General features: G+C 74.2%; 18 protein-coding genes. 11 read left to right on the top strand and 7 right to left on the bottom strand.

What is annotated here, in order from left to right; translation table 11 throughout:
* From J4709_RS44845 to J4709_RS44835, 3 genes are all read left to right on the top strand, one after another.
* Positions 1-273, top strand: a 273-nt coding sequence (locus J4709_RS44845) for a hypothetical protein (protein ID WP_208251470.1), incomplete at its 5' end; no start/stop codon positions are given.
* 88 nt (positions 274-361) lie between these two features.
* Entirely contained in the window at positions 362-715 is a 354-nt protein-coding gene (locus J4709_RS44840; RefSeq protein WP_232385004.1) for an STAS domain-containing protein, read from the top strand.
* Positions 716-850: 135 nt separating this feature from the next.
* Positions 851-3,382, top strand: a complete 2,532-nt coding sequence (locus J4709_RS44835) for an ATP-dependent Clp protease ATP-binding subunit (protein WP_208251469.1) — start codon at positions 851-853, stop codon at positions 3,380-3,382.
* Between the two features lie 75 nt (positions 3,383-3,457).
* Here J4709_RS44835 and J4709_RS44830 read toward each other — a convergent pair whose 3' ends face one another.
* Positions 3,458-3,820, bottom strand: coding sequence for a thioesterase family protein (locus tag J4709_RS44830; protein WP_208251468.1), 363 nt, complete (start codon positions 3,818-3,820; stop codon positions 3,458-3,460).
* A gap of 128 nt (positions 3,821-3,948) precedes the next feature.
* Between J4709_RS44830 and J4709_RS44825 the strand changes: the two genes are divergently transcribed.
* From J4709_RS44825 to J4709_RS44810, 4 genes are all read left to right on the top strand, one after another.
* Complete coding sequence (locus tag J4709_RS44825; protein ID WP_208251467.1) at positions 3,949-4,884, top strand: DUF5996 family protein; 936 nt, start codon at positions 3,949-3,951, stop codon at positions 4,882-4,884.
* 69 nt (positions 4,885-4,953) lie between these two features.
* Positions 4,954-5,364 (top strand): VOC family protein, encoded by a 411-nt coding sequence (locus tag J4709_RS44820; protein ID WP_307802080.1) that lies wholly within the window; start codon positions 4,954-4,956, stop codon positions 5,362-5,364.
* 83 nt (positions 5,365-5,447) lie between these two features.
* Complete coding sequence (locus tag J4709_RS44815; protein WP_307802079.1) at positions 5,448-6,488, top strand: RNA polymerase subunit sigma-70; 1,041 nt, start codon at positions 5,448-5,450, stop codon at positions 6,486-6,488.
* A gap of 48 nt (positions 6,489-6,536) precedes the next feature.
* Positions 6,537-6,989 (top strand): MarR family winged helix-turn-helix transcriptional regulator, encoded by a 453-nt coding sequence (locus J4709_RS44810; protein ID WP_232385003.1) that lies wholly within the window; start codon positions 6,537-6,539, stop codon positions 6,987-6,989.
* Positions 6,990-7,041: 52 nt separating this feature from the next.
* Here the strand turns inward: J4709_RS44810 and J4709_RS44805 are convergent, their stop codons facing one another.
* The 3 genes from J4709_RS44805 to J4709_RS44795 all read right to left on the bottom strand — a co-directional run bounded on the left by J4709_RS44805 (position 7,042) and on the right by J4709_RS44795 (position 10,842).
* On the bottom strand, positions 7,042-8,187 hold the full coding sequence (locus tag J4709_RS44805) for a hypothetical protein (protein WP_208251461.1): 1,146 nt from the start codon (positions 8,185-8,187) through the stop codon (positions 7,042-7,044).
* 63 nt (positions 8,188-8,250) lie between these two features.
* The gene (locus J4709_RS44800) at positions 8,251-9,813 is read right to left on the bottom strand and encodes an N-acyl-D-amino-acid deacylase family protein (RefSeq protein WP_232385002.1); all 1,563 of its coding nucleotides are present in this window, start codon (positions 9,811-9,813) and stop codon (positions 8,251-8,253) included.
* A gap of 21 nt (positions 9,814-9,834) precedes the next feature.
* On the bottom strand, positions 9,835-10,842 hold the full coding sequence (locus tag J4709_RS44795; protein WP_208251459.1) for an adenylate/guanylate cyclase domain-containing protein: 1,008 nt from the start codon (positions 10,840-10,842) through the stop codon (positions 9,835-9,837).
* A 90-nt stretch (positions 10,843-10,932) separates the two neighbouring features.
* Between J4709_RS44795 and J4709_RS44790 the strand changes: the two genes are divergently transcribed.
* The gene (locus tag J4709_RS44790) at positions 10,933-11,715 is read left to right on the top strand and encodes a MerR family transcriptional regulator (RefSeq protein WP_208251457.1); all 783 of its coding nucleotides are present in this window, start codon (positions 10,933-10,935) and stop codon (positions 11,713-11,715) included.
* Here the strand turns inward: J4709_RS44790 and J4709_RS44785 are convergent.
* From J4709_RS44785 to J4709_RS44775, 3 genes are all read right to left on the bottom strand, one after another.
* On the bottom strand, positions 11,690-13,348 hold the full coding sequence (locus J4709_RS44785; RefSeq protein WP_208251455.1) for an RNA polymerase sigma factor: 1,659 nt from the start codon (positions 13,346-13,348) through the stop codon (positions 11,690-11,692). The two genes, J4709_RS44790 and J4709_RS44785, sit on opposite strands and share 26 nt — an antisense overlap.
* A 207-nt stretch (positions 13,349-13,555) precedes the next feature.
* Entirely contained in the window at positions 13,556-15,184 is a 1,629-nt protein-coding gene (locus tag J4709_RS44780; RefSeq protein ID WP_208251454.1) for a long-chain fatty acid--CoA ligase, read from the bottom strand.
* 484 nt (positions 15,185-15,668) lie between these two features.
* On the bottom strand, positions 15,669-16,157 hold the full coding sequence (locus tag J4709_RS44775) for a SigE family RNA polymerase sigma factor (RefSeq protein ID WP_208251452.1): 489 nt from the start codon (positions 16,155-16,157) through the stop codon (positions 15,669-15,671).
* 286 nt (positions 16,158-16,443) lie between these two features.
* Between J4709_RS44775 and J4709_RS44770 the strand changes: the two genes are divergently transcribed.
* The 3 genes from J4709_RS44770 to J4709_RS44760 all read left to right on the top strand — a co-directional run bounded on the left by J4709_RS44770 (position 16,444) and on the right by J4709_RS44760 (position 21,582).
* Positions 16,444-17,436: a hypothetical protein gene (locus J4709_RS44770; protein ID WP_208251450.1), complete on the top strand. Its 993-nt coding sequence runs from the start codon at positions 16,444-16,446 to the stop codon at positions 17,434-17,436.
* The gene (locus J4709_RS44765; protein WP_208251448.1) at positions 17,430-18,260 is read left to right on the top strand and encodes a MauE/DoxX family redox-associated membrane protein; all 831 of its coding nucleotides are present in this window, start codon (positions 17,430-17,432) and stop codon (positions 18,258-18,260) included. Before J4709_RS44770 ends, J4709_RS44765 begins: the two co-directional genes overlap by 7 nt.
* Positions 18,261-18,327: 67 nt before the next feature.
* Positions 18,328-21,582 (top strand): S41 family peptidase, encoded by a 3,255-nt coding sequence (locus J4709_RS44760; protein WP_208251446.1) that lies wholly within the window; start codon positions 18,328-18,330, stop codon positions 21,580-21,582.

The raw sequence follows: 21,582 nt of genomic DNA, 5'->3' as shown, positions 1-21,582 counted from the left end.
CTCTCCTCGCCGCGCGGGCCGCGGCACCGGCGGGCCGCCGTGGCACGGGTCCTCGCCCGCGCCGTGCTGATCGTCGCCGCGGCCGCGGCGACCGGGCTGCTGACGACGCTGACGTTCGTCCTGCTGCTGTTCGCGGTGGCCTACCTCCTGCAGGGCACGTGGCGCACGGGGCTGCTGCTGCTCGCCGGCGCGCCGGCCGCGTTCGCGTCCGCGCTGGCCTCGGGCGGCTGCCTGGTCCGGCTGCTCCGCCGCACCCGGTCCCGCACCGCCTGAGCACCGGACAGGGGAACAGCTCGGCTTTACCTCCCGTTTTATCGGGCATAGCCGGTTCTGGGCGGCTCCGATGCAGGAGGGTGGACGTATGGGGATGGTGGCCGATCGGAGGGCCGGCAAGGTCGAGTTCAGTCTCGGCCGCCGCGACGGATGGACGACGGTCGGCGTGGCCGGCGAGCTGACCCTCACCGACACGGCGGTGCTGGAGGAGCACCTGGCCCGGGCGATGGCGGGGCAGTCCCCGCCGCAGGTGGTGGTGGACGTCGGCGCCATGACGTTCTGCGACTCGTCCGGGCTGAACGTCTTCCTGCACGCGCGCAAGCAGATCCTCGGCCTGTGCGGGCGGCTCGTCCTGGCGCGCCCCACCGACCGCTTCACCCGGATCCTCCGGACGACCGGCCTGGACCGCGTGTTCGACGTCCGCGACGCGCTGCCCGCCTGATCCCCGGGGCCCGCCTGACCGCAGGCCCGCCTGGACCTCGGTTGTCCGGTTTTGGGGATTCGCTGGGATTACCACGGACGGGGGAAGGCGACCCCTAGTGGGACGAATGTCCCATGACGCTTGGGGGGTCAGCCGGTGTCCACGCCTTTCGGTTCCTTCTTCGACGACCCGTTCCGGGGCTTCGACCTGCTCGCGGGGCGGGTGTTCGGCGGGCAGGAGGGCTGGCCCCCGGCGCGGCCCGGCGTCCAGCGGGTCGACGTCGGCAGGCTGCTGAGCGAGCCCGCACGGGCGATGCTGTCCTCGGCCGTCCAGCTGGCCGCCGACCGCGGCGCGCCCGACCTGGACGTCCTCGACCTGCTCGCGGCCGGTGCGGGCGCCGACCCGGGGCGGGCGCTCCTGCGCGAGGCGGGCGCCGACCCCGACGGGATCGTCAAGCAGGTGTCCGAGACCGCCGCGCGGGGCACGCCCGGCGGCGCGCCCTCGACGCTGTCGCCCGCCGCCAAGCGCGCCGTCCTCGACTCGCAGCGCCTCTCGCGCGCGCTCGGCTCGTCCTACATCGGACCTGAGCACCTGCTGCTCGCGCTGATGGTCAACCCGGCGTCGCCGGCGGCGCGGCTGCTGGAGTCGCAGGGCGTGACGGCCGACGGGTTCCAGGACGCGATGGCGGGCGAGGAGCGCGGCCGCGCGGGCGCCGGCCCGTCGGCGGCCGGGGGACGGGCGGCCGGGGCGCGGGCGTCCGGCGCGACGCCGACCCTCGACGAGTACGGCCGCGACCTCACCGAGGAGGCCCGCGAGGGCCGCATCGACCCGGTCGTGGGCCGCGAGGAGGAGATCGAGCAGGCCGTCGAGGTGCTGTCGCGGCGCACCAAGAACAACCCGTGCCTCATCGGCGAGCCCGGGGTCGGCAAGACCGCGATCGTCGAGGGCATCGCGCAGCGGATCGTCAACGGCAGCGTGCCGGCGACGCTCAAGGACAAGCGGGTCGTCGCGCTCGACCTCACCGGCATGGTCGCCGGCTCGAAGTACCGCGGCGAGTTCGAGGAGCGGATCAAGAAGGTCATCGACGAGATCCGGGACCGCTCCGACGAGCTGGTGATCTTCATCGACGAGGTGCACACGCTGGTCGGGGCGGGCTCGGCCGAGGGCGGGATGGACGCGGCGAACATCCTCAAGCCCGCGCTCGCCCGCGGCGAGCTGCACGTCGTCGCGGCCACCACGATCGACGAGTACCGCAGGAACATCGAGAAGGACGCCGCGCTGGAGCGCCGGTTCCAGCCGGTGCTGGTGGCCGAGCCGACCGTCGAGCAGACCGTGGAGATCCTCGCGGGCCTGCGGGACGCCTACGAGGCCCACCACCAGGTGAAGATCACCGATGAGGCGATCGACGCGGCGGCGACCATGTCCGACCGCTACGTCAGCGACCGGTTCCTGCCGGACAAGGCGATCGACCTGATGGACCAGGCGGGCGCGCGGGTCCGGCTGCGCGCGCAGGCGCCCGACAACGGCGCCCGCGCGCTGGAGGAGCGCCTCGACGCGCTGCACCGCGACAAGGACCAGGCCGTCCGGTCCGAGCGGTTCGACCGGGCGAAGGAGCTGGCCGCGGAGATCGACGCGCTGCGGCCGGAGATCGAGGCGGCCCGGCACCACGAGGACACCGTCCCGCAGGTGCTGGCCACCGACATCGCCGAGGTGGTGTCGCGGAGCACCGGCATCCCGGTGCGGACGCTGACGGAGGAGGAGCGCGACCGCATCCTGAACCTCGACCGGCACCTGCACGAGCGGGTCATCGGGCAGGACCGGGCCGTCCAGGCGGTCGCCGAGGCCGTCCAGCGGGGGCGCGCGGGGCTGTCCGACCCGGACCGTCCGATCGGCGGGTTCCTGTTCCTCGGCCCGACGGGCGTCGGCAAGACCGAGCTGGCGCGCGCGCTGGCCGGGACGTTGTTCGGCGGCGACGACCACATGGTCCGCATCGACATGAGCGAGTTCCAGGACAAGCACACCGTCTCCCGGCTCGTCGGCTCCCCGCCCGGATACGTCGGCTACGAGGAGGCGGGGCAGCTCACCGAGGCCGTCCGGCGGCGCCCGCACAGCGTGGTGCTGTTCGACGAGATCGAGAAGGCGCACCCGGACGTGATGAACGTGCTGCTGCAGATCCTGGACGACGGGCGGCTCACCGACGGGCAGGGCCGGACGGTCGACTTCAGCAACACCATCGTGATCATGACGAGCAACATCGGCGCCGAGCTGATCCTGTCCCGGCCGGAGGAGTCCGCCGCGGACCTCGAGGAGCAGGTGATGGACCTGGTGCAGCGGACGCTGCGGCCCGAGCTGCTCAACCGGATCGACGAGATCGTGGTGTTCGACCGGCTCGGCAAGCCGGAGCTGCGGGAGATCGTCGACCTGCTGCTGTCGGGGACGCGGCAGCGGCTGCGCGGCCAGGACGTCGGGCTGGACGTCTCCGACGGCGCCAAGGACCTGCTGGTCGAGCGCGGCTACAAGCCGGAGTTCGGCGCGCGGCCGCTGCGCCGGACGATCCAGCGCGAGGTGGACAACCGGCTGTCGATGATGCTGCTGCGCGGGGAGCTGGACGAGGGCGGCACCGCGTCCGTCGGCGCCGCCGACGGCGGCATCGACATCACCGCGGTGCCGGCCGCGCACGGCGCCTGACCCGCACGGGCACCTGACCAGCGCGGGCACCTGACCAGCGCCGTGCCTGACCCGCACAGCACCTGGCCCGCAAGGTCACCGCTTCGCGCGCGCCGCCTCGGCGAACCGGTCGCGGTCGACGACCGCGCGGTCGATCTCGCCCGCCGCGACGACCGTCCCCGCGGCGTCGACGGCCCGCACCGCGAAGGTGAGGCGGCGGCCCGACGCGCCGTCCGGCGCCTCGGCGGAGACCTCGACCGTCCCGCCGACGGGCGTGGCGCGCAGGTGCTCGACGCGGATCGCCACGCCCACCGTCGTCTGCCCCGCGTCCAGGAGCGGCGCGGCGGCCCGGACGGTCGCCGCCTCCATCCACGCGATCACCCGCGGGGTGCCGAGCACCGGGACGTCGCCGCTGCCCAGCGCGGTCGCGGTGTCGGCCTCCGTCACCTCGTAGCGCACGCCCACCACCCTAGACGCCGCCCCGGCGCCCGGACGGTTGCCGGGGAGGAACGCGGGGTAGGGGGCGACAGTAGGAGCCGGGCGGTCCCCCAGCGCCCGCTGACGCGTGTGCGCGCGAGGGGGATCCAGTGGGGGAGCACAGGCGGGAGTCATGGCCGCGGCTGCGGGTCGCGGACTGGACCGGCACGCGGGACACCCTGCACATGTGGACGCAGATCGTCGGGAAGATCCGGATGGCGCACGCGCCGCTGATCAACCATTGGTGGCAGGTCACGCTGTACGTGAGCCCGCGCGGGCTCACCACCTCGGCGGTGCCCTACGCGGCCGGCGCGTTCGACGTCGAGTTCGACTTCATCTCCCATGTGCTGCGCATCCGCACGAGCAGCGGCGAGGAGCGGCTGGTGGCGCTGGAGCCGAAACCGGTCGCCGACTTCTACGCCGAGACGATGGACCATCTCGTCGGGCTCGGGATCGAGACGACGATCCAGGCGCGGCCGAACGAGGTGGAGCCGTCGATCCCGTTCGCCGACGACCACCAGCACGCGTCCTACGACCCGCAGGCGGCGCACGTGTTCTGGCGGCAGCTGCTCCAGGCGAACCGGGTGATCGGTGATTTCCGGTCCCGGTTCATCGGCAAGGTGAGCCCGGTGCACTTCTTCTGGGGCGCCATGGACCTCGCCTGCACCCGGTTCTCCGGACGCGAGGCGCCGCGGCATCCCGGTGGCGCGCCGAACTGCGGCGACTGGGTGATGGTCGAGGGGTACTCGCGGGAGCTGAGCAGCTGCGGGTTCTGGCCCGGCCTCGACGAGGGCGCCTTCTACGCCTACGCCTACCCCGAACCGGAAGGGTTCGCCGACCGCCCGGTCGCGCCGGACGCGGCGTCCTACAGCCGCGAGAACGGGCAGTTCCTGCTGCCGTACGAGGCGGTCGCCACGGCCGGCGACCCGGACGGGACGCTCCTGGCGTTCCTGCAGAGCACCTATGAGGCCGCCGCGGAGCCCGGCGACTGGGACCGCCGCGCGCTGGAGGCCGACCCGGACCGCTGGGCCCCGCACCGGGTGTAGCCCGCGCCACGAGAGAAGGGAGCCGGGATGCCCGGCCAAGGTGGTTTCCCCGCACCGGCGCAAGGACTGGTGCTGACGCATTTCCTGACCGTGCGGGACGTCGCCGCATCCAGGGACTTCTACGTGAACGTCCTGGGCGGCGAGGTGATCCTGGAGGAGAACCCCGCCACCCTGAAGGTGGCGAACAGCTGGATCATCATGAACCCGGGCGGCGGACCAACACCGGACAAGCCGGACATCGTCCTCACGCCGCCCTCGCCGGGCGACCCTGTGTCGACTTTCCTGAACGTCCGGGTGGCGGACATCAACGCCTTCTATGCGCATGCCACGGCACAGGGGGTCCAGTTCCTCACCGAGCCGCTGGACCGCAAGGCCGAGATCCGCTGCTACATGCGCGACCCCGACGGCTATCTCATCGAGGTCGGCCAGGCGACCGGCATCCTCCAGGGCGTCTTCGCCGACCCGCCGGCGTCCGGCTGACCATGGCACGCGCAGCGCACCGCAGCCCGTCCGCGAAGAGCCCTTCCGCGACCCAGCACGTCCGCGAGCCCGCAGGAGGCCCGGTGATCGACGAGGATTTCGAGGCCCGTGTGGCGCCCTACCGGTGCGAGCTGCTGGTGCACTGCTACCGGATGCTGGGCGCCGTCCACGAGGCCGAGGACCTGGTCCGGGAGACGATGCTGCGCGCTCGGCGGGCCCGCGAGCGCGCCGCCGAGCGGGAGCGGGAGGGCACCGCCGGGCGCGGGCGGAAGGGCACGGCCGAGCGCGCGCGGAAGAGCACGGCGCGGGCGGGGCGGCCGGACGAGCGGGCGGAGCTGTACGGGATCGCGACGCGCGCGTGCCTGGCGGCGCTGGAGGGCCGGTCGCGGCGGCGCCTGCCGTCCGGGCTTTGCGGCCCGAGCGACGATCCGCACGCACCGCTCGCCCCGTCGCTGGACGTGCCGTGGCTCCAGCCGTTCCCGGACGCGCTGCTCGGCGGCCAGGAGGAGCGGGCCGTGCGGCGGGGCAGCCTGCGGCTGGCACTGGTCGCGGCGATGCAGGCGCTGCCGCCGGAGCACCGGGCCGTGCTCATCCTGCGCGACGTGCTGGGCTACCCGGCGGAGGAGGTCGCGGCGCTGCTGGGCACGAGCGCGGCGGCCGTCGAAGGCGCGCTCCGGCGGGCCCGCGCCGACCTCGCGGACGTCTCGGCGGCCGAGGACGCGGTCGCCGGGCCCGACGACGGCGCCGCCGGCGCGCTGATGGACCGGTACGTCCGGGCGTTCGAGGACGCCGACGTGCCGGGGGTCGTCGCCCTGCTGACCGAGGACGCGGTGCTGGAGATGCCGCCGATCCGGCTCTGGTACGCCGGCCGGGACGCCTGCGGCCGGTTCCTGGAGCGGCTCTTCGAGATGCGCGGCACGGACTGGCGGCTGGTGCGGACGGCGGCGAACGCGCAGCCCGCCGTCGCCGCCTACCACCGCGACGACGACGGCGAGGACTACGTGCTGCACACGCTGCAGGTCTTCACGGTGCGGCCGGGCGGCGTCGCGCGCAATGTCGTGTTCCAGGACGCGCGGGTCTTCGCGGCGTTCGAGCTGTCGCCGGTGCTGGCCGAGGTCCGCTGAGACCGCGGTCGCGGCCGGTCCGAGGGGCGCGAACGTAGACTGGCGGGCATGACCGGGATCCCCGACGGCGACCTGATGCGGCTCGACCACCAGGTCTGTTTCGCCCTGCACAGCACGTCCCGGGCCTTCGACGCGCTCTACCGGTCCGAGCTGCAGGGGCTCGGGGTGACGTACCCGCAGTACCTGGTGATGCTGGCGCTGTGGGAGGCGGACGGCCCGACCGTCAAGCGGCTGGGCGAGCGGCTGCGGCTGGACTCGGGGACGCTGTCGCCGCTGCTCAAGCGGCTGGAGGCCGCGGGCCTGGTGGAGCGGCGCCGCAGCCGCGAGGACGAGCGCTCGGTGTCGGTGCACCTGACCGCGCGGGGCGACGCGCTCCGGGGGCGCGCGGCGGACGTCCCGCGCCGCATCCTCGACGCGACCGGCCTGGACGTCCAGGAGCTGATGGGGCTCCACGAGACGCTGCGGCGCGTCACCGCCAGCCTGGACGACGCCGCTCGTTGACTTGCGGCGTGTCGGCCTTAAAAGCGGGGTTTTAAGGCCGACACGCCGCAAGTCAACGCATGGCGATGCGGTCGAGGACGGGCAGCGGGGCCAGGCCGTACTGGTAGAAGTCGACGGTGTCGGCGCCGGACGCGCGGGCGGCCTCGACCTTCGCGGCCAGGTGCTCGGCGGACGTCGTGTCGGGATGCCCCGGGCGCAGGACGGCCCGCAGTTCGGTGCCGGTGCCGAGTGCGGCGCGGTAGGCGGCGACGTCCTCGCCGATCCGTGCGGCTTCGCGCGCGTAGCAGAGCACCGCGTACGACGGGACGGCTCCGGCGAGGGCGGCCGGGTCGATGCCGACCTGCCAGGCGTCGGCGGCGGCCGGTTCGCCGGTGGGAAGGCCGTCCGCGTAGCCCTTCATGGCGCCGGTCAGGTCGACGAACGTCAGCCGGGAGCCTTCCGCGGCGACGGCGTCGGCGACCTCGGCGGCCAGGGACGTGACGATCGGCGTCCGCGCGCGGGCGAACTCGGCCAGAACGTCCGGGATCTCCTCGGCGGTCGGGCCGCCGTCCAGCACGGACTCAGCGAGCCGGGACGCTGCCTCACGGGCCGCGTCGGTGCCGGGGACGCGGCGCCGGCAGTGCTCGCAGAAGCACAGGCCGAGAGCGAACTCGGCCGCCGGGCCGAGCTGCACGAACGAGCGTTCGTGGTGGTAGCCGTGGCCGAACGTCCCGAAATGCAGGGATTCGGCGACGACGGAGTCCATCCCTTGCCGGGCGATGGCGCGGCCTAGAGCGACCGCGTAGGCGCGGACGTCCGGGTGGGATGGGCAGAGGTCGGCGGGCGCGGCGCGGTCGCCGAAGCAGTTCTCCTGCGTCACGTCAGGGTCGGCCAAGCCGAGCGTCGTGTTGTGCAGGAACACGCCCCAGCCGTGAAGGGGGACGCCGAGCGCGCGCGTCTCGTCCCGGAGCGCGCGCAGCGGACCCTCGTCCGCGCCCTCCCGCACCGGCGGGACGAGCCGGAGCCCGTCGAAGTGGCCGTCGAGCGGGAAATGGACGCCGTCATGGCGGAACGTGACGCGGGACCGGCCATGGGGCGTCACATCGCGGGCGCGATGGTAAGCCGCGCCGACCGTGATCGACGAGACCCCATGGGCCAGGATCCGCGCGGCGTCCACACCGCGCAGATCCTCCACCAGGACATAGAGGGAGGAGTCCATCAGCTCTTCTCGTGAACGGCGACGTCGGGCCAGACGAGGATACGGGCTCTCCGTAGCCCAGGCTCAGCGCGGCTTGAGCGCCCGCCCCGGGCGCGCCGACCCGTCGAGGACGCCGCCGCTCAGCACCGGGACGCCGTTGACCAACACGTGCTCGACGCCGTCCGCCGGCACGCGCGGCCGCTCGTAGGTGGCGCGGTCGGTGACGGTCCCGGGGTCGAGCACGACGAGGTCGGCGGCGTGCCCGGCCTCGACGCGGCCCCGGTCGGCGAGCCGGAACCGGGCCGCGACGCTTCCGGCGAGATGCGCGGCCGCCTGCTCCCAGGTCCAGTCGCCGAGCTCGCGGACGTGCCGTCCGAGCAGCCGCGCGAACGCGCCCCAGCCGCGCGGATGCGGATGCCCGCCCTGGTAGACGGCGTCGGAGCCGGCGATCTGCGCGGGATGCCGCAGCAGCGTGCGCACCGACTCCTCGGTGGCGGACGGCGGCTGTGCGAACACGCATCCCGCCTCGAGGCGGGTGGCCGCGAGGAGGTCGCAGCAGAACGCGCCAGGTGGGAGCCCCGCCCGGTCCGCCGCGTCGGGGAGGGTCATGCCCTCGGCCCAGCGCAGCTCTTCGGCGGGCACGTGCGACAGCGTGATCCGTGGCCAGACGTCCGCGCGCTGCGCGAACCAGTCGCGTTCGAGCCGGGCCCGGACGGCCGGGTCCGCGAGCGCGACGAGCGGCGCGTCGAGGTCGGCGACGGGCAGCCATGTCGGCAGCGCGACGAGCGTCAGCGTGCTGCATCCGCGCAGGTAGGGGTAGCTGTCGAAGGTCAGGTCGATGCCTTCGGCGCGCGCCTGGGAAGCCAGCGGGGCCAGCACGTCGCCGGGTCCGTGGAGGTGCGAGACGTGCGGGGCGACGCGTCCCGCCCGCGCTATCTCCAGCACCTCCGCCAACGCCCGCGCCGCATCGGCCTCATAGCCGCGCATATGGGTGACGTACGGGAGTCCTGCCGCGCCGACGGGCTCGCACAGCGCGGCGATCTCGTCCGCCCTCGCATAGCCACCCGGCACGTACTCCAGTCCTGTGGACAACCCGGCCGCACCCTCGCTCAGGCCGCGCTCCACTTGCGCGCGCATAGCGGCAAGCTCCGCCGCGTCCGGGGCGCGCTGGGCCGTGCCCATGGCGCCGTGCCGGATCGTCCCGTGCGGGAGCAGGTAGACGGTGTTGAGCGCCGTCCGCCGGTCGTAGCCGTCCAGCAGTTCCGCCACCGAGACCGACACCGCGCCGTCCAGGTCCGGGTGGCTCCCGTTGACGGGCGCGAAGTACCGGGTGACGAACCGGAGCGTGTCCGCACTCGCCGGCGCGTAGGAGACACCGTCCTGCCCTAGGACGAACGTCGTGACGCCCTGCCGCAGCGCCGCCTCCTGGGCGTCCGCATCGAACACCGCGGCGTCACCGTGCACGTGGGCATCGATGAATCCCGGCATGACGTAGCGGCCCGTCGCGTCGATCTCCTTGCCCGCCTGCGCGCGCGCCAGCGCACCCACCGCGGCGATCCGTCCGGCGGACACGCCCACGTCGGCGCGGCGCGCGGGCCCACCGGTGCCGTCCAGCACCGTCCCGCCACGGATCACCACATCGAACATCAGGCTGAAGGCTACGGACGGTCAGCGCCGGTCGCCAGGGGCGCGGCGCAGAAGCCGCGGCCTGACCCTCCCCAGCCCCTGCAGCGGGCGCGGGCGGAGCGACGCGATGTCGAAGCGGCCGCCGGAGGGGAGCGCGGACGCCATCTCGCCGTCGATCAGGACGGTGCCGGGGTAGGCGGTGGCGGTGAGCCGGGCGGCGAGGTTCACCGGGGTGCCGAAGACGTCGCCGAGCCGCTGGATGACCTCGCCGTACGCCAGCCCGACGCGGACCTTCGGGAACTCGGGGTCCTCGTTGAAGCGCTCGGCGGTCCGCAGGCCGATCTCGGCGGCGGCGGACGGGTCGGTCGCGACGAACAGCACCTCGTCGCCGAGGGTCTTGACGATCCGGCCGCCGAGGTCGGCGACGATCTCGGCGGACGCGGACTCGAAGCGCTCGACGAACGCGGCGAGCGCGTCGGCGTCGAGGCTGCGGCTCAGCCGGGTGAAGGAGACGACGTCGGCGAACCCGACGGCGAGGTGCGCGAGGCCGGCCGCGGGATCGGACGGCGCGGCGGCCGTGACGGCGGCGGCGCGCATCCCGGCGGCGGTGAGCTGGCGGCGCCAGCCGTGCAGCAGCAGCCGCTCGAACGCGGGCCGCAGCTCCTCGGTGGCGGCGAGGGCGGCGGTGACCAGGTCGGGCGTGACGGGCTGGTCGGCCGGCAGCACGCTGAGCCGCTGCAGCCAGACGTCGCCGAGCCAGCTCGCGAGCCGGCCCATCGTCTGCCCGACGGCGCGGACGAGCTGCAGGACGGTGTCCTCGTCGACGAGGTCGTGGCCCAGCACCTCGTTGATCTCGCGGAGGGCGGTGACGTCGCCGTCGGTGAAGGCGGCCTCGTCGTCGGGCGGGATGGGGAAGCCCAGGGCCTGCCAGATGCGGCGCGCGTACGCGTCCGGGACGCCGGATAGGGCCTCGACCTCCTTGCGGGTGTAGCGCAGGGGACCGCCGAGGAGGGTCTCCTCGATGTCCAGGGGTCCGCCGGGGTCCGTCATGGACTCCCCCTCTATGTCTCATTGATCAATGTCACAATGATGGCGGAGTAAGATCGCGGCGGTCAAGACGAAGCAACCGGCGGGCGGGGCATGGCCGAGTACCGAATCGACGACCTGGCGCGGGCCGCCGGGACCACCGTGCGCAACATCCGCGCCTACCAGGACCGGGGGCTGCTGCCGCCGCCGCGCCTCGCCGGCCGCGTCGGCCTGTACGACGACTCCCACCTCGCGCGCCTGCGGCTCATCGGCCAGCTCCTCGGCCGCGGCTACACCTTCGCGGTCATCAAGGACCTGCTGACGGCCTGGGAGACCGGCAGGGACGTCGGCGACGTCCTCGGCCTGGAGAAGGTCCTCACCGACCCCTGGTCGGACGAGATCCCCGGCACCGTCGGCTATGACGAGCTCATCGCGATCTTCGGCGCCGGGCTGGACGACGCCGAGCGGGACCGGATCCGGGAGCGGACCATCGCGCTCGGCCTGATCGAACCGGACGGCGAGAAGTTCCGCGTGCCGAGCCCCCGGCTGCTGCACGTCGGCGCCGAACTGGTCGCGGCGGGCATCCCGCTGGACGCGGTGCTCGACATCGCCGAGCGGATCCGCGGCGACGTCGACGTGATCGCCGGACGGTTCGTCGGGCTCGTCCAGGAGCACGTCTTCGACCGGCTCGGGGACCAGCCGGGCGGCGAGGAGGTCACCGAGGTCGCCGCCGTCGTCCGCCGGATGCGGCCGCTGGTCAAGATGGTCGTCGACCCGCTGATCGCGCGGGCGATGGAGGCCCGCGTGCAGGACGCGCTGGGCGAGCACCTCGAGATGATCAGAGACCACCTCGCCGGGGCCGAACCGCCCGCTACAGGAGCGAAGCACCCCATTTGACGGTGACCCGGTGGACGGCGCCCTCGGAGTCGGTGAACGTCAGCGTGCCCTGCCCGGGCAGCCCGATGATCGCCGTCCGCAGCGTGACCGTCACGCTCGCCGTCCCGCCCCTGGCCACCCCGCCCTGCATCTGCGACAGGACCAGCTCGCCGTTGGACGTCATCGCCGTCCACGTCACCGGGCCGTTCCGCGCGGACAGGCTGACCTGCGCCGTCTTCGTCCCGTACATCTCGACCGTGCCCGGGTTCACCACCAGCACCCCCGGCCGCGCCGGCGGCTTCGGGCCGGACGGCGACGGCGCCGGCGGCGCGGACGTCGCGGGCGGCGACGGGCTCTTCTCGTCCGTCTGCGGCTGGAGCGGCGCGCCGGACGTGCCCCCGGGCGTGCCGGACGGGGCGCCGGACGAGCCGGGCGGCCCGCCGCGGTGGTCGCCGTGGTCCTTGCCCTTCCCGTCGTGCCCGCCCTCGTGCTTGATCGACGGCTGGTTGTGGAACGGCGGCCACGACAGCGTGCCGCCGCCGATCCCCGGCCCCATGGCGAGCGCCGCCACGACCGCCGCGACCAGCGCGCCCACCATCCCGCCGCCGGTGAACAGCCAGCGCCGGGTGAACGGCGACGGCACGTCCGGCTGGCTCGGCAGGCCCTCCGGCGTCAGCGCGCCGCCGCGCGCGGCGATGTCCGCGCGGTAACCGGCGAGCTCGGGGTCGGTGGCGGTGTGCATGACGCGGTGGCGCAGCGCCGCCGGCAGGACGGGCGCGGGCGCGCGGCGCAGCAGCGGCGCGGCCCGGACCCGGCGGCGGGCCCGGCAGTCCGGGCAGTCCGCGGCGTGCTCGTCGGCGGACGGGTCGGCGGCCTCCTCGGCGGCCGCGCCGCGGCGGTGCAGCGTCTGCCACAGCCCCGCCGACAGCGGCCCGCGCCGCACCGGCGGCCCGGCCTCCTCCGGGGCGTCGTCGGCGTCCGGCTCGTCCGGGATGGGCGCGGGCGGGCGGGCCGCCAGCACCGCGACGGCGGCGGGCCGGCCCTCCTCCGCGGGCTCGCCCGGCACGGCGGCGGGCGCCTCGGACGCCGCGCAGGCCCGGACGGCCCGCGCGACCTCAGCGGCGAGCGCCGCCTCCATCTCCGCACCGCCCCGCCTGACCCGCACGGCGGCGCGCCGTCCCGACATCCCGAGCGCCGCGCCGAGCCGCGCGGGCCGCAGGTCGTGCCGGAACGCCAGCAGGACCGCCTCCTGGTCGACCGGGTCGAGGGCGGCGAGCGCGGTCCGCAGCAGGCCGTGCAGCTCGGCGGACGGCGGCCAGCCCGAGGTGTCGGCGGCATCAGCGCATTCCAGGAAGGGAGCGTCGGAGAACTCGGCGTCCCGATCCCAGTACAGGTGCCGCGGACGGCCGCGGCGGATGCACCGGCGCCGGGCCGCCCCGTACAGCCACGAGCTCAGGTGCAGGTGGTCGCGCATCCGGGGGGCGCGGCGGCACGCGTCGATGAAGGTGTCGTGGACGATCCCCGCAGCGGTCTTCTCGTCCCCCGTCATTGACAACGCGTAGTCGTAAAGGCGCTCACCGTACTCGTCATAGAGCGTGGCCAGCGCCGCCTCGTCGCCTTCGTTCAGACCCTGGACCAGTTTCCGGTCCGCCACGTCTTCAGAGGGGGACAACCTGGGCATACACGCTCCCGGCACCGGCATGGGAGTCCGCCCCGAAAGGGGCCGTCCGGACAATCAGCCCACCTTGCATACACCCCTCGGCCCGGTCGACACCACTCGATCTCATGAAATCGCCGATACCGGTGACCCAGCGGTGAAGCGCCCGCATCTCTCCGTGATCACTTCGTTCATGACCGGCCGTCAGAATCCGGTCAGATCGTGGACCTCCAGCCCGCCCTCGGCGTACCGCCGCCGCAGCACCTTCTTGTCGAATTTTCCGACACTGGTCTTCGGCACTTCGGCGATGAACGCCCAGCGCTCCGGCAACTGCCACTTCGGCACCCGGTCGCTCAAGAACTCCCTGAGCTGCGCCGCCGTGACCGACGCCCCCTCGCGGACGACGACGGACGCGAGCGGGCGCTCCTGCCAGCGGTCGTCCGGGACCCCGACGACGGCAGCCTCGATCACGTCCGGATGCGCCATCAGATGGTTCTCCAGCTCCACCGAGGAGATCCACTCGCCGCCGGACTTGATGACGTCCTTCGCCCGGTCGGTCAGCACCATGTACCCGTCGGCGGACAGGTTGCCGACGTCGCCCGTGCGCAGCCAGCCGTCGTGGAACCTGCCGGGGTCCTCGTCGCGATGGTAGGCGCCGGTGATCCACGGCCCGCGGATCTCCACCTCGCCGACGGCCTCCCCGTCGTTCGCGAGCACCACGTCCCCGTCGCCGACCACCCGGATCTCCAGGCCCGCCAGCACCCGCCCCTGGCTGACCCGGGCCCGCCATGCCCGCTCCCCCTCCGCGCCCGCCGGCGCGTGCGCCATCGTCGCGACCGGCGACGTCTCCGTCATCCCCCACGCCTGCACGATCCGCACGCCGATCTCGTCGAACCCGCGCATCAGCGCCTCCGGCACCGCCGACCCGCCGCACGGGACGAGCCGCAGCGAGCTGAGGTCGGACCCGTGCTCGCGCGTGTACCGCAGCACGTCCGACCAGATCGTCGGGACGGCGCCCGCGACCGTCGGACGCTCCGCCTCGATCAGCTTCACCAGCGGCTCCGCCTGCAGGAACCGGTCCGGCATGACCAGCGCCGCGCCCGCGAGCATCGCCGCGTACGGCAGCCCCCACGCGTTCGCGTGGAACATCGGGACGACCGGCAGCACCACGTCGGCGTCGCTCATCCCCAGCGCGTTCCCGGTGCAGACCGACAGCGAATGCAGGTACGCGGACCGGTGCGAGTAGACGACGCCCTTCGGGTTGCCCGTCGTCCCGCTCGTGTAGCACATGGCCGCCGCGGACCGCTCGTCGATCTCCGGCCACGCGAACTCCGGCGGCGCGCCGGCGAGCAGCTCCTCGTACGAGTGCAGTTCCTTGCCCGCGCCCTCCAGCGGCGCCGTGTCCCCCTCGCCCACCACCACGACGTGCCGGACGGTCTTCATCTGCGGCAGCACCGGCGCGAGCAGCGGGATCAGCGACCCGTCGACGATGACGACGTAGTCCTCGGCGTGGTTGGCGATGTACACGAGTTGGTCGGGGAACAGCCGCAGGTTCAGCGTGTGCAGCACGGCCCCCATCGACGGGACCGCGAGGTACGCCTCCAGGTGCTCGGTGTTGTTCCACATGAACGTGGCGACCCGCTGGTCGCCGTCCACGCCGAGCGCGCGCAGCGCCCCGGCGAGCCGCGCGGCGCGCTCACCGACCTCGGCGTAGCTCCGGCGCCGCGCGCCGTCCCCGGTCCAGGTAGCGATCTCCACGGCCCCGCACACCTGCGTGCCGTACCGCATGATCGTCGTGATGGTCAGCGGGAAGTCCTGCATGGTGCTCCACACGGCACACCTCCGGCTCAGCTGCGGAACTCCGTTCTAGCCCACCCACCGCCCTTTGCCCAGAGCCCACCCCAACCCCCGGGGGTCCGAACCTCAGCCACCGCCCAGCTCGCGCCCGACCCCGCCCCCGACAGCTCGAACCCCGAACCGGGCCAACTCGACCCCGGCCCGGCGGCCCGAACCTCAGCCACCCACCACGGGCAGGCACGCGGAGCGAGTGCAGCGAGCGGAGCGGGCCTGCCCGGCGGTCGGTGAGCCGTTTCGCCGCGGAGCGCCAGCGGAGCGGGGAAACGGCTCACCGACCGTGACGGGGGTTCCAGGGGGTCGCCCCCCTGGGAAAACACAGCCACGGGCAGGCACGCGGAGCGAGTGCAGCGAGCGGAGCGGGCCTGCCCGACGACGGACGAGGCGTTTCGCGCGGAGCGCTAGCGGAGCGGGAAACGCCTCGTCCGTCGCAACGGGGGTTCCAGGGGGTCGCCCCCCTGGGCTAGTACAGCCCCTCGTCGTCGCGGAGGCGGGCCATGGCGCGGGAGACGGTGCTCTTGACGGTGCCGATGCTGACGCCGAGAACGGCGGCGATCTCCGCTTCGGACATGTCCTCGTAATAGCGGAGCATGACGGCGAGGCGCTGCCGTTCGGGGAGGCGGCCGAGGGCGCGGCCGAGGGCGTCGCGCATTTCGGCGCGGCGGGTGTGATCGTCAACCGGGCGGTCGGGAACCTGGTCCGTGGGATAGATATCCAGTTTTTTCCGGCGCCACCAGGAGATCTGGGTGTTGGCCATGGCGCGGCGGACGTAGCCGTCGACGGCGGCGCGGTCCTGGATGCGGTCCCAGGCGAGGTAGGTCTTGGCGAGGGCGGCCTGCAGCAGGTCCTCGGCTTCGGCCCGGTCGCTGGTCAGCCGCCTGGCGGCGCGCAGCAGGGTGGGGCCGCGGTCCGCCACGTAGGCGCGGAACTCCTCGTGCCGCGTGCTGTTCACCGTCACCACCGAACCAGGGGTCGCGCGGAGCCGGCGAGGGGCAGTGGATCTTGTCCGCGCCGGTTCCCGGTACAGTTGACGATCTCAGGTTGATCGTAATTCCGGTCCTACTTAAAGTACATATCCGGGTCAACCAGTTAATAATCCTCATCCCAGGTCGATTGAACGTCTCCCGGCCATCGACTTATCGCGACAAATCCGTCGACAGAGCGTGCACCGCGCGTGACTCTTGACTCGCCGTCCTAACAGACGTCACCCCCCGTGAAGATCGAGCCGGAGTGCCGCCATGCCGTTGCCCCACCGCCGCGCCGCCAGGCGCCGCCGTCTCCGGGAGGCCGTGCTCGGCGCGTCCCCGGAGGCCGGCGCCGGGCTGCCGGAGAACGCCGGCCGGCCGCTCGGCGCGCTGTCCGGGACGATCCTGGACGCGAGCCCGCACCTGCTGGTGCTGGACGCGGACGGCGCCGAGCTGCGGCTCGCGATGAGCGGGGACACGGCGGTGTGGCACGGCGGGCGCGGGGGCCTCGCCGCGCTGCGCCCCGGACGGGAGGCGATCGTGCGGCCGAAGGCCGACGGCCCGGGCATCGACCGGATCTGGGTCGACGCCGACCGGGTCGCCGGCACCCTGCTGGCGTGCGGGCGGGATGTCTGGGAGGTGGACATGGGCCCCCATCGCGGGCGCGCCCATGTGACGATCCCCCCGCACGCCCTCCAGCAGGTGCTCGTCCGGCATCCGCGGCTGGAGCCCGGCTACCTGGTGGACGTGATCTGCGTGCGGTCCCCCAGCGGGACGCAGGCGGTGCGTCCGGGCACGTCCCAGCCCGGGTACCGGGCCGACGACCTGGCGGGGCCGGAGCCGGCGGCGCCCGCGCCGGCGGTGCTGCGCGGGACCGCGACCTGGTTCGCGAACCCGCCGGTGCCGCGCGGCGCGGCGTATCCGGCGGTCGATCCGGAGGGGGACGGCGGCGGGTGCGCGGACGCACCGTCCGGCTGCGTCGCGTTCCCGTACCTGTCGGTCGGCAGCGAGATCACGGTGCACAACGAGTGCACGGGGCGGGCGGGTCGGGTGCCGGTGGTGGAGTGCGGCTGCGCGGCGGCCCGGTTCTGCGACCGGTGCGTGGAGTGCGGGGCGTCGCCGCGCGGCCGGATCGTGGAGCTGACCCCGGAGACGTTCGTGGGGCTCGGCGGCGATCTGGAGGCCGGGTGCTTCAACGTGCTCGCGCGGCCGGAGGTCCCGGCGATCGGTTTCGGCGGCGGCGCGGAGGAGGCCCCGGGATGGTGACGTTCCAGAACACGCAGGTGCTGCTGCTGGCGATGGTGCTGCTGGCGGCGTGCCTGGCGAAGCTGACGATCCGCGAGCGGGTCGCGGAGGCGCCGGACCACGTGCACGGCGTGCCGGTCCCGGCGGGGCTCGCGGGGCTGGCGGCGCTGCGCCGCAGCCGGGGGCTGAACGTCGGGCTCGGGCTCGGCGAGGGGGTGCTCGGGCTGGCGCTGCTGGTGACCTCGCAGTTCTCGGTGCGGCTGGCCACGACGCTGGCGTTCGCGGCGGCGACGTGGGTGGTGGGGGAGCTGCGCGTGCGGCGGCCGGACGCGGGGTGCGGCTGCTTCGGCGGCCTCAGCGCCAAGCGGGTCGGCCGCCGCAGCGTGGCGCGCGCGCTGCTGTTCACCGGGGCGGGCATCGCGTCGCTGGGCGCGCCGATGGCGGGCCTGGACGTGCTGCGCGACGAGCACACGCAGGTGGGGCCCGTGCTGATCCTGGAGCTGGCGCTGTTCGCGGCGCTGTCCCCCGAGTTGCGGGAGTTGCTGGACCGGCGGTCCCGCGCGCGCGGGCTGGGGCGTCCGGAGGCGCCGTGCGAGCGGCGCCGCAGCCCCATGTCGGAGACGTACGCGGCGCTCTATGACAGCGCCGCGTGGCTGGAGCACGAGAACGCGGTGGCGAGCGCGGTTCCGCTGGACGTGTGGCGGGAGGGCTGCTGGCGGTTCGTGGTGTTCCCGGCCCGGCGGGACGGGCGGGACTTCGAGATCGTGTTCGCGGTGTCCACCGCGGAGCGGGGGCGGGCGGTCCGGGCGGCGCTCGTCCCGGCGCGGATGCCGACCGCTGTCTAAGCGTCTCTTGGACGCGTCCAAGAATGCCGTAGAGATTCCTCGCGGGGAGAGCGGGCACTGACCGCGGGTGGGGGGAAACGGCGGCGGCTACCTGCGGTTCCCGTCGGTCTGCGGCGACGACGTCGTCTTCGTGTGCGAGGACGACCTGTGGACGGTGCCCGCGTCGGGCGGCCGGGCGTACCGGCTGACGGCGGGGGTCGCGGCGGCCGCCTATCCGCGGCTGTCGCCGGACGGGCGGCTGCTGGCGTTCGTCGGGCGGGAGGAGGGCCCCGCCGAGGTGTACGTGATGCCGGCGGCGGGCGGTGCGGCGCGGCGGCTGACGTTCCATGGGACGTCCTGCACGATCACCGGCTGGGACCCGGACGGGCGGATCGTCTATGCCAGCGATGTCCGGCGCCCGTTCCGCGGCTACCAGTGGCTGTACGCGATCGACCCGGACGGCAGCGGCATCCCGGCCGAGCTTGCGTACGGGCCGGCGAGCAGCGCGACCTACGGGCCGGGCGGCGCGGTCGTCATCGGCCGCAACACCGCCGATCCGGCCAGGTGGAAGCGGTACCGGGGCGGCACCGCCGGCGACCTGTGGACCGACCCGGACGGCTCGGGCGGGTTCCGCCGCCTCATCGAGCTCGACGGGAACCTCGCGGCGCCCTGCCGGGTCGGCGGCCGGGTCTACTTCCTGTCCGACCACGAGGGCGTCGGGAACGTCTACTCGTGCCTGCCCGACGGCACTGACCTGTGCAGACACACCCACCACGAGGACTACTACGCCCGCAACCTCGCCGACGACGGCCGGCGGCTGGTCTACCACGCCGCCGCCGACCTGTACGTCCTCGACCCGGACGGCGACGCCGGGCCGCGCCGCGTCGACGTGCGGCTCGGCAGTTCCCGCACGCAGCGCAACCGCCGGTTCGTGCCCGCCGCCGAGTACCTCGACACGGTCACGGTGAACTCGGCGGGCGACGGCCTGGCGATCACCACGCGCGGCAAGGCGTACTCGTTCGCGGCGTGGGAGGGGCCCGTCCGGCAGCACGGGCGGCAGGACGGCGTTCGGTACCGGCTGCTGACCTGGTTCAACGACGACCGGCGGCTGATCGCGGCGGCGTCCGGCGAGGACGGCCGGGAGCGGCTGGTGGTGCTGACGGCGTCCGGCGCGCGGGACGCGGCGCACGCCGAGACGTCCGGGGACGTCGGCCGCGTGCTGGAGCTGGCGCCGTCACCGGCCGCGGACCGGTTCGCGTTCACCAACCACCGCAACGAGCTGTACCTGCTCGAACCGGACGGGGACGGCCCGCTGGAGCCGGTGCCGCTGGACGTCAGCCCGTACGGCGCGATCAGCGGCCTGGCCTGGTCGCCCGGCGGCGAGTGGCTCGCCTACGCCTGCCCGACGTCCGCGCAGACCACCGCGATCAAGGTGTGCAACGCCGAGACGGGCCTGGTCGCGCCGGTCACCCGGCCCGTCCTGCACGACCGCGCGCCGGCCTGGGATCCGCTGGGCCGCCACCTGTACTTCATCGGGCAGCGGGTGTTCGACCCGGTGTCCGACACGCTCCAGTTCGACCGGGGCTTCCCGCTCGGCGCCCGCCCCTACGCGATCACGCTGCGCCGGGACGTGCCGTCGCCGTTCGCGCCGGCGCCGCGTCCGGTGGCCGGCGAGGAGGCGCCCGCGCCCGGTGAGGCGAGCCTCGCGGAGGGGTCGGACGCGCGCGACGTCACCGGTCCCGGTCTCGGCGCGAGCGTCGCGGCGGCGTCCCGGCTGGCGATCGACTTCGACGGGATCGAGCGGCGCGTCGTCGCGTTCCCGGTCGCGGAGGGCCGGTACGGGCGGATCGCCGGGGTCAGGGGCGGGGCGCTGTACTCGGTGTTCCCGGTGAAGGGCGGCCGCGGCGACGACCCGGCGCTCGGCCGCGTCGACGCGTTCGACTTCGCGGCGCGGCAGGCGCGGACCCGGCTGCGCGACGTCGGCGACTTCTGGCTCGCCCGCGACGGCGTCACCCTGCTGTACCGGTCGCGGTCGCGGTTGCGGCTGGTCACGGCCGGGCGCGAGCAGCCCGCCGACGACCGGCCGGGCCGCCGCAGCGGCTGGATCGACCTGGACCGCGTGAAGGTGTCGGTGTGCCCGGCGACCGAATGGCGGCAGATGCTCCGCGAGACGTGGGTGCTGCAACGCGAGCACTTCTGGGACGAGGACATGGCGGGCATCGACTGGGACGCCGTGTACCGCCGCTACCTCCCGCTTGTCGACAAAGTGACAACTCGTGGGGAGTTCTCCGACCTGCTGTGGGAGATGCAGGGCGAGCTCGGCACGTCCCACGCCTACGAGATCGGCGGCGAGTACCGCAGCCGCCCCGTCTACGAGCAGGGCTTCCTCGGCGTCGACTGGGCCGTCCGCGACGGCCGGTTCGTGATCGCGCACATCATCGAGGGCGACCCGTGGGACCCGGCCGCCACCTCCCCGCTGAACCGGCCCGGCATCGACGTGCGGCCCGGCGACGCGGTCGTCGCGATCAACGGCGAGCCCGTCGCGCCGGGCGGCGTGGTCCCCGGCGAGCGGCTGGTGAACCTCGCCGGCGAGGAGGTGCTGCTGACGCTCCGGCGCGGGGACGCCGCGCCGTTCACCGTCGCCGTGAAGACCCTCGCCGACGAGCGTCCCGGCCGGTACCGCGACTGGGTCACCGCGAACCGCGCGCTCGTCCACGAGCGGACCGGCGGCCGCGCCGGCTACCTGCACGTCCCCGACATGGGCCCGGACGGGTTCGCCGAGTTCCACCGCGGCCTCCTCGCCGAGTACGACCGCGAGGCGCTGATCGTCGACGTGCGGTTCAACGGCGGCGGCAACGTGTCCGGCCTGCTGCTGCAGAAGCTCGCGCGCCGCCGGATCGGCTACAACTTCCCGCGCTGGGGCGTCCCGATGCCGTACCCGCGCGAGTCGCCGCGCGGGCCGATGGTCGCGATCACCAACGAGCGGACCGGCTCGGACGGCGACATCTTCAGCCACGCCTTCAAGCTGCTCGGGCTCGGCCCGCTCATCGGCCGCCGGACGTGGGGCGGCGTCGTCGGCATCCGGCCCCGGCACCGCCTCGCCGACGGCACCGTCACCACGCAGCCCGAGTTCTCGTTCGCCTTCGACGACGTCGGCTGGCGGGTCGAGAACTACGGAACGGACCCCGACATCAATGTCGACATAACGCCACACGACCACGCGAACGGCACCGACGCGCAACTCGTCCGGGCGATCGACGAGGCGCTCGCCCTACTGGACCGGTTTCCGCCGCACACGCCGGACCCGTCCACCCGGCCGGTGTTCAAGCCCGGCGGCGGCTGA

The organism is Actinomadura violacea (assembly GCF_017573465.1).
Lineage (GTDB): Bacteria > Actinomycetota > Actinomycetes > Streptosporangiales > Streptosporangiaceae > Spirillospora > Spirillospora violacea.
This window is presented reverse-complemented; position numbering and strand designations above follow the sequence as displayed.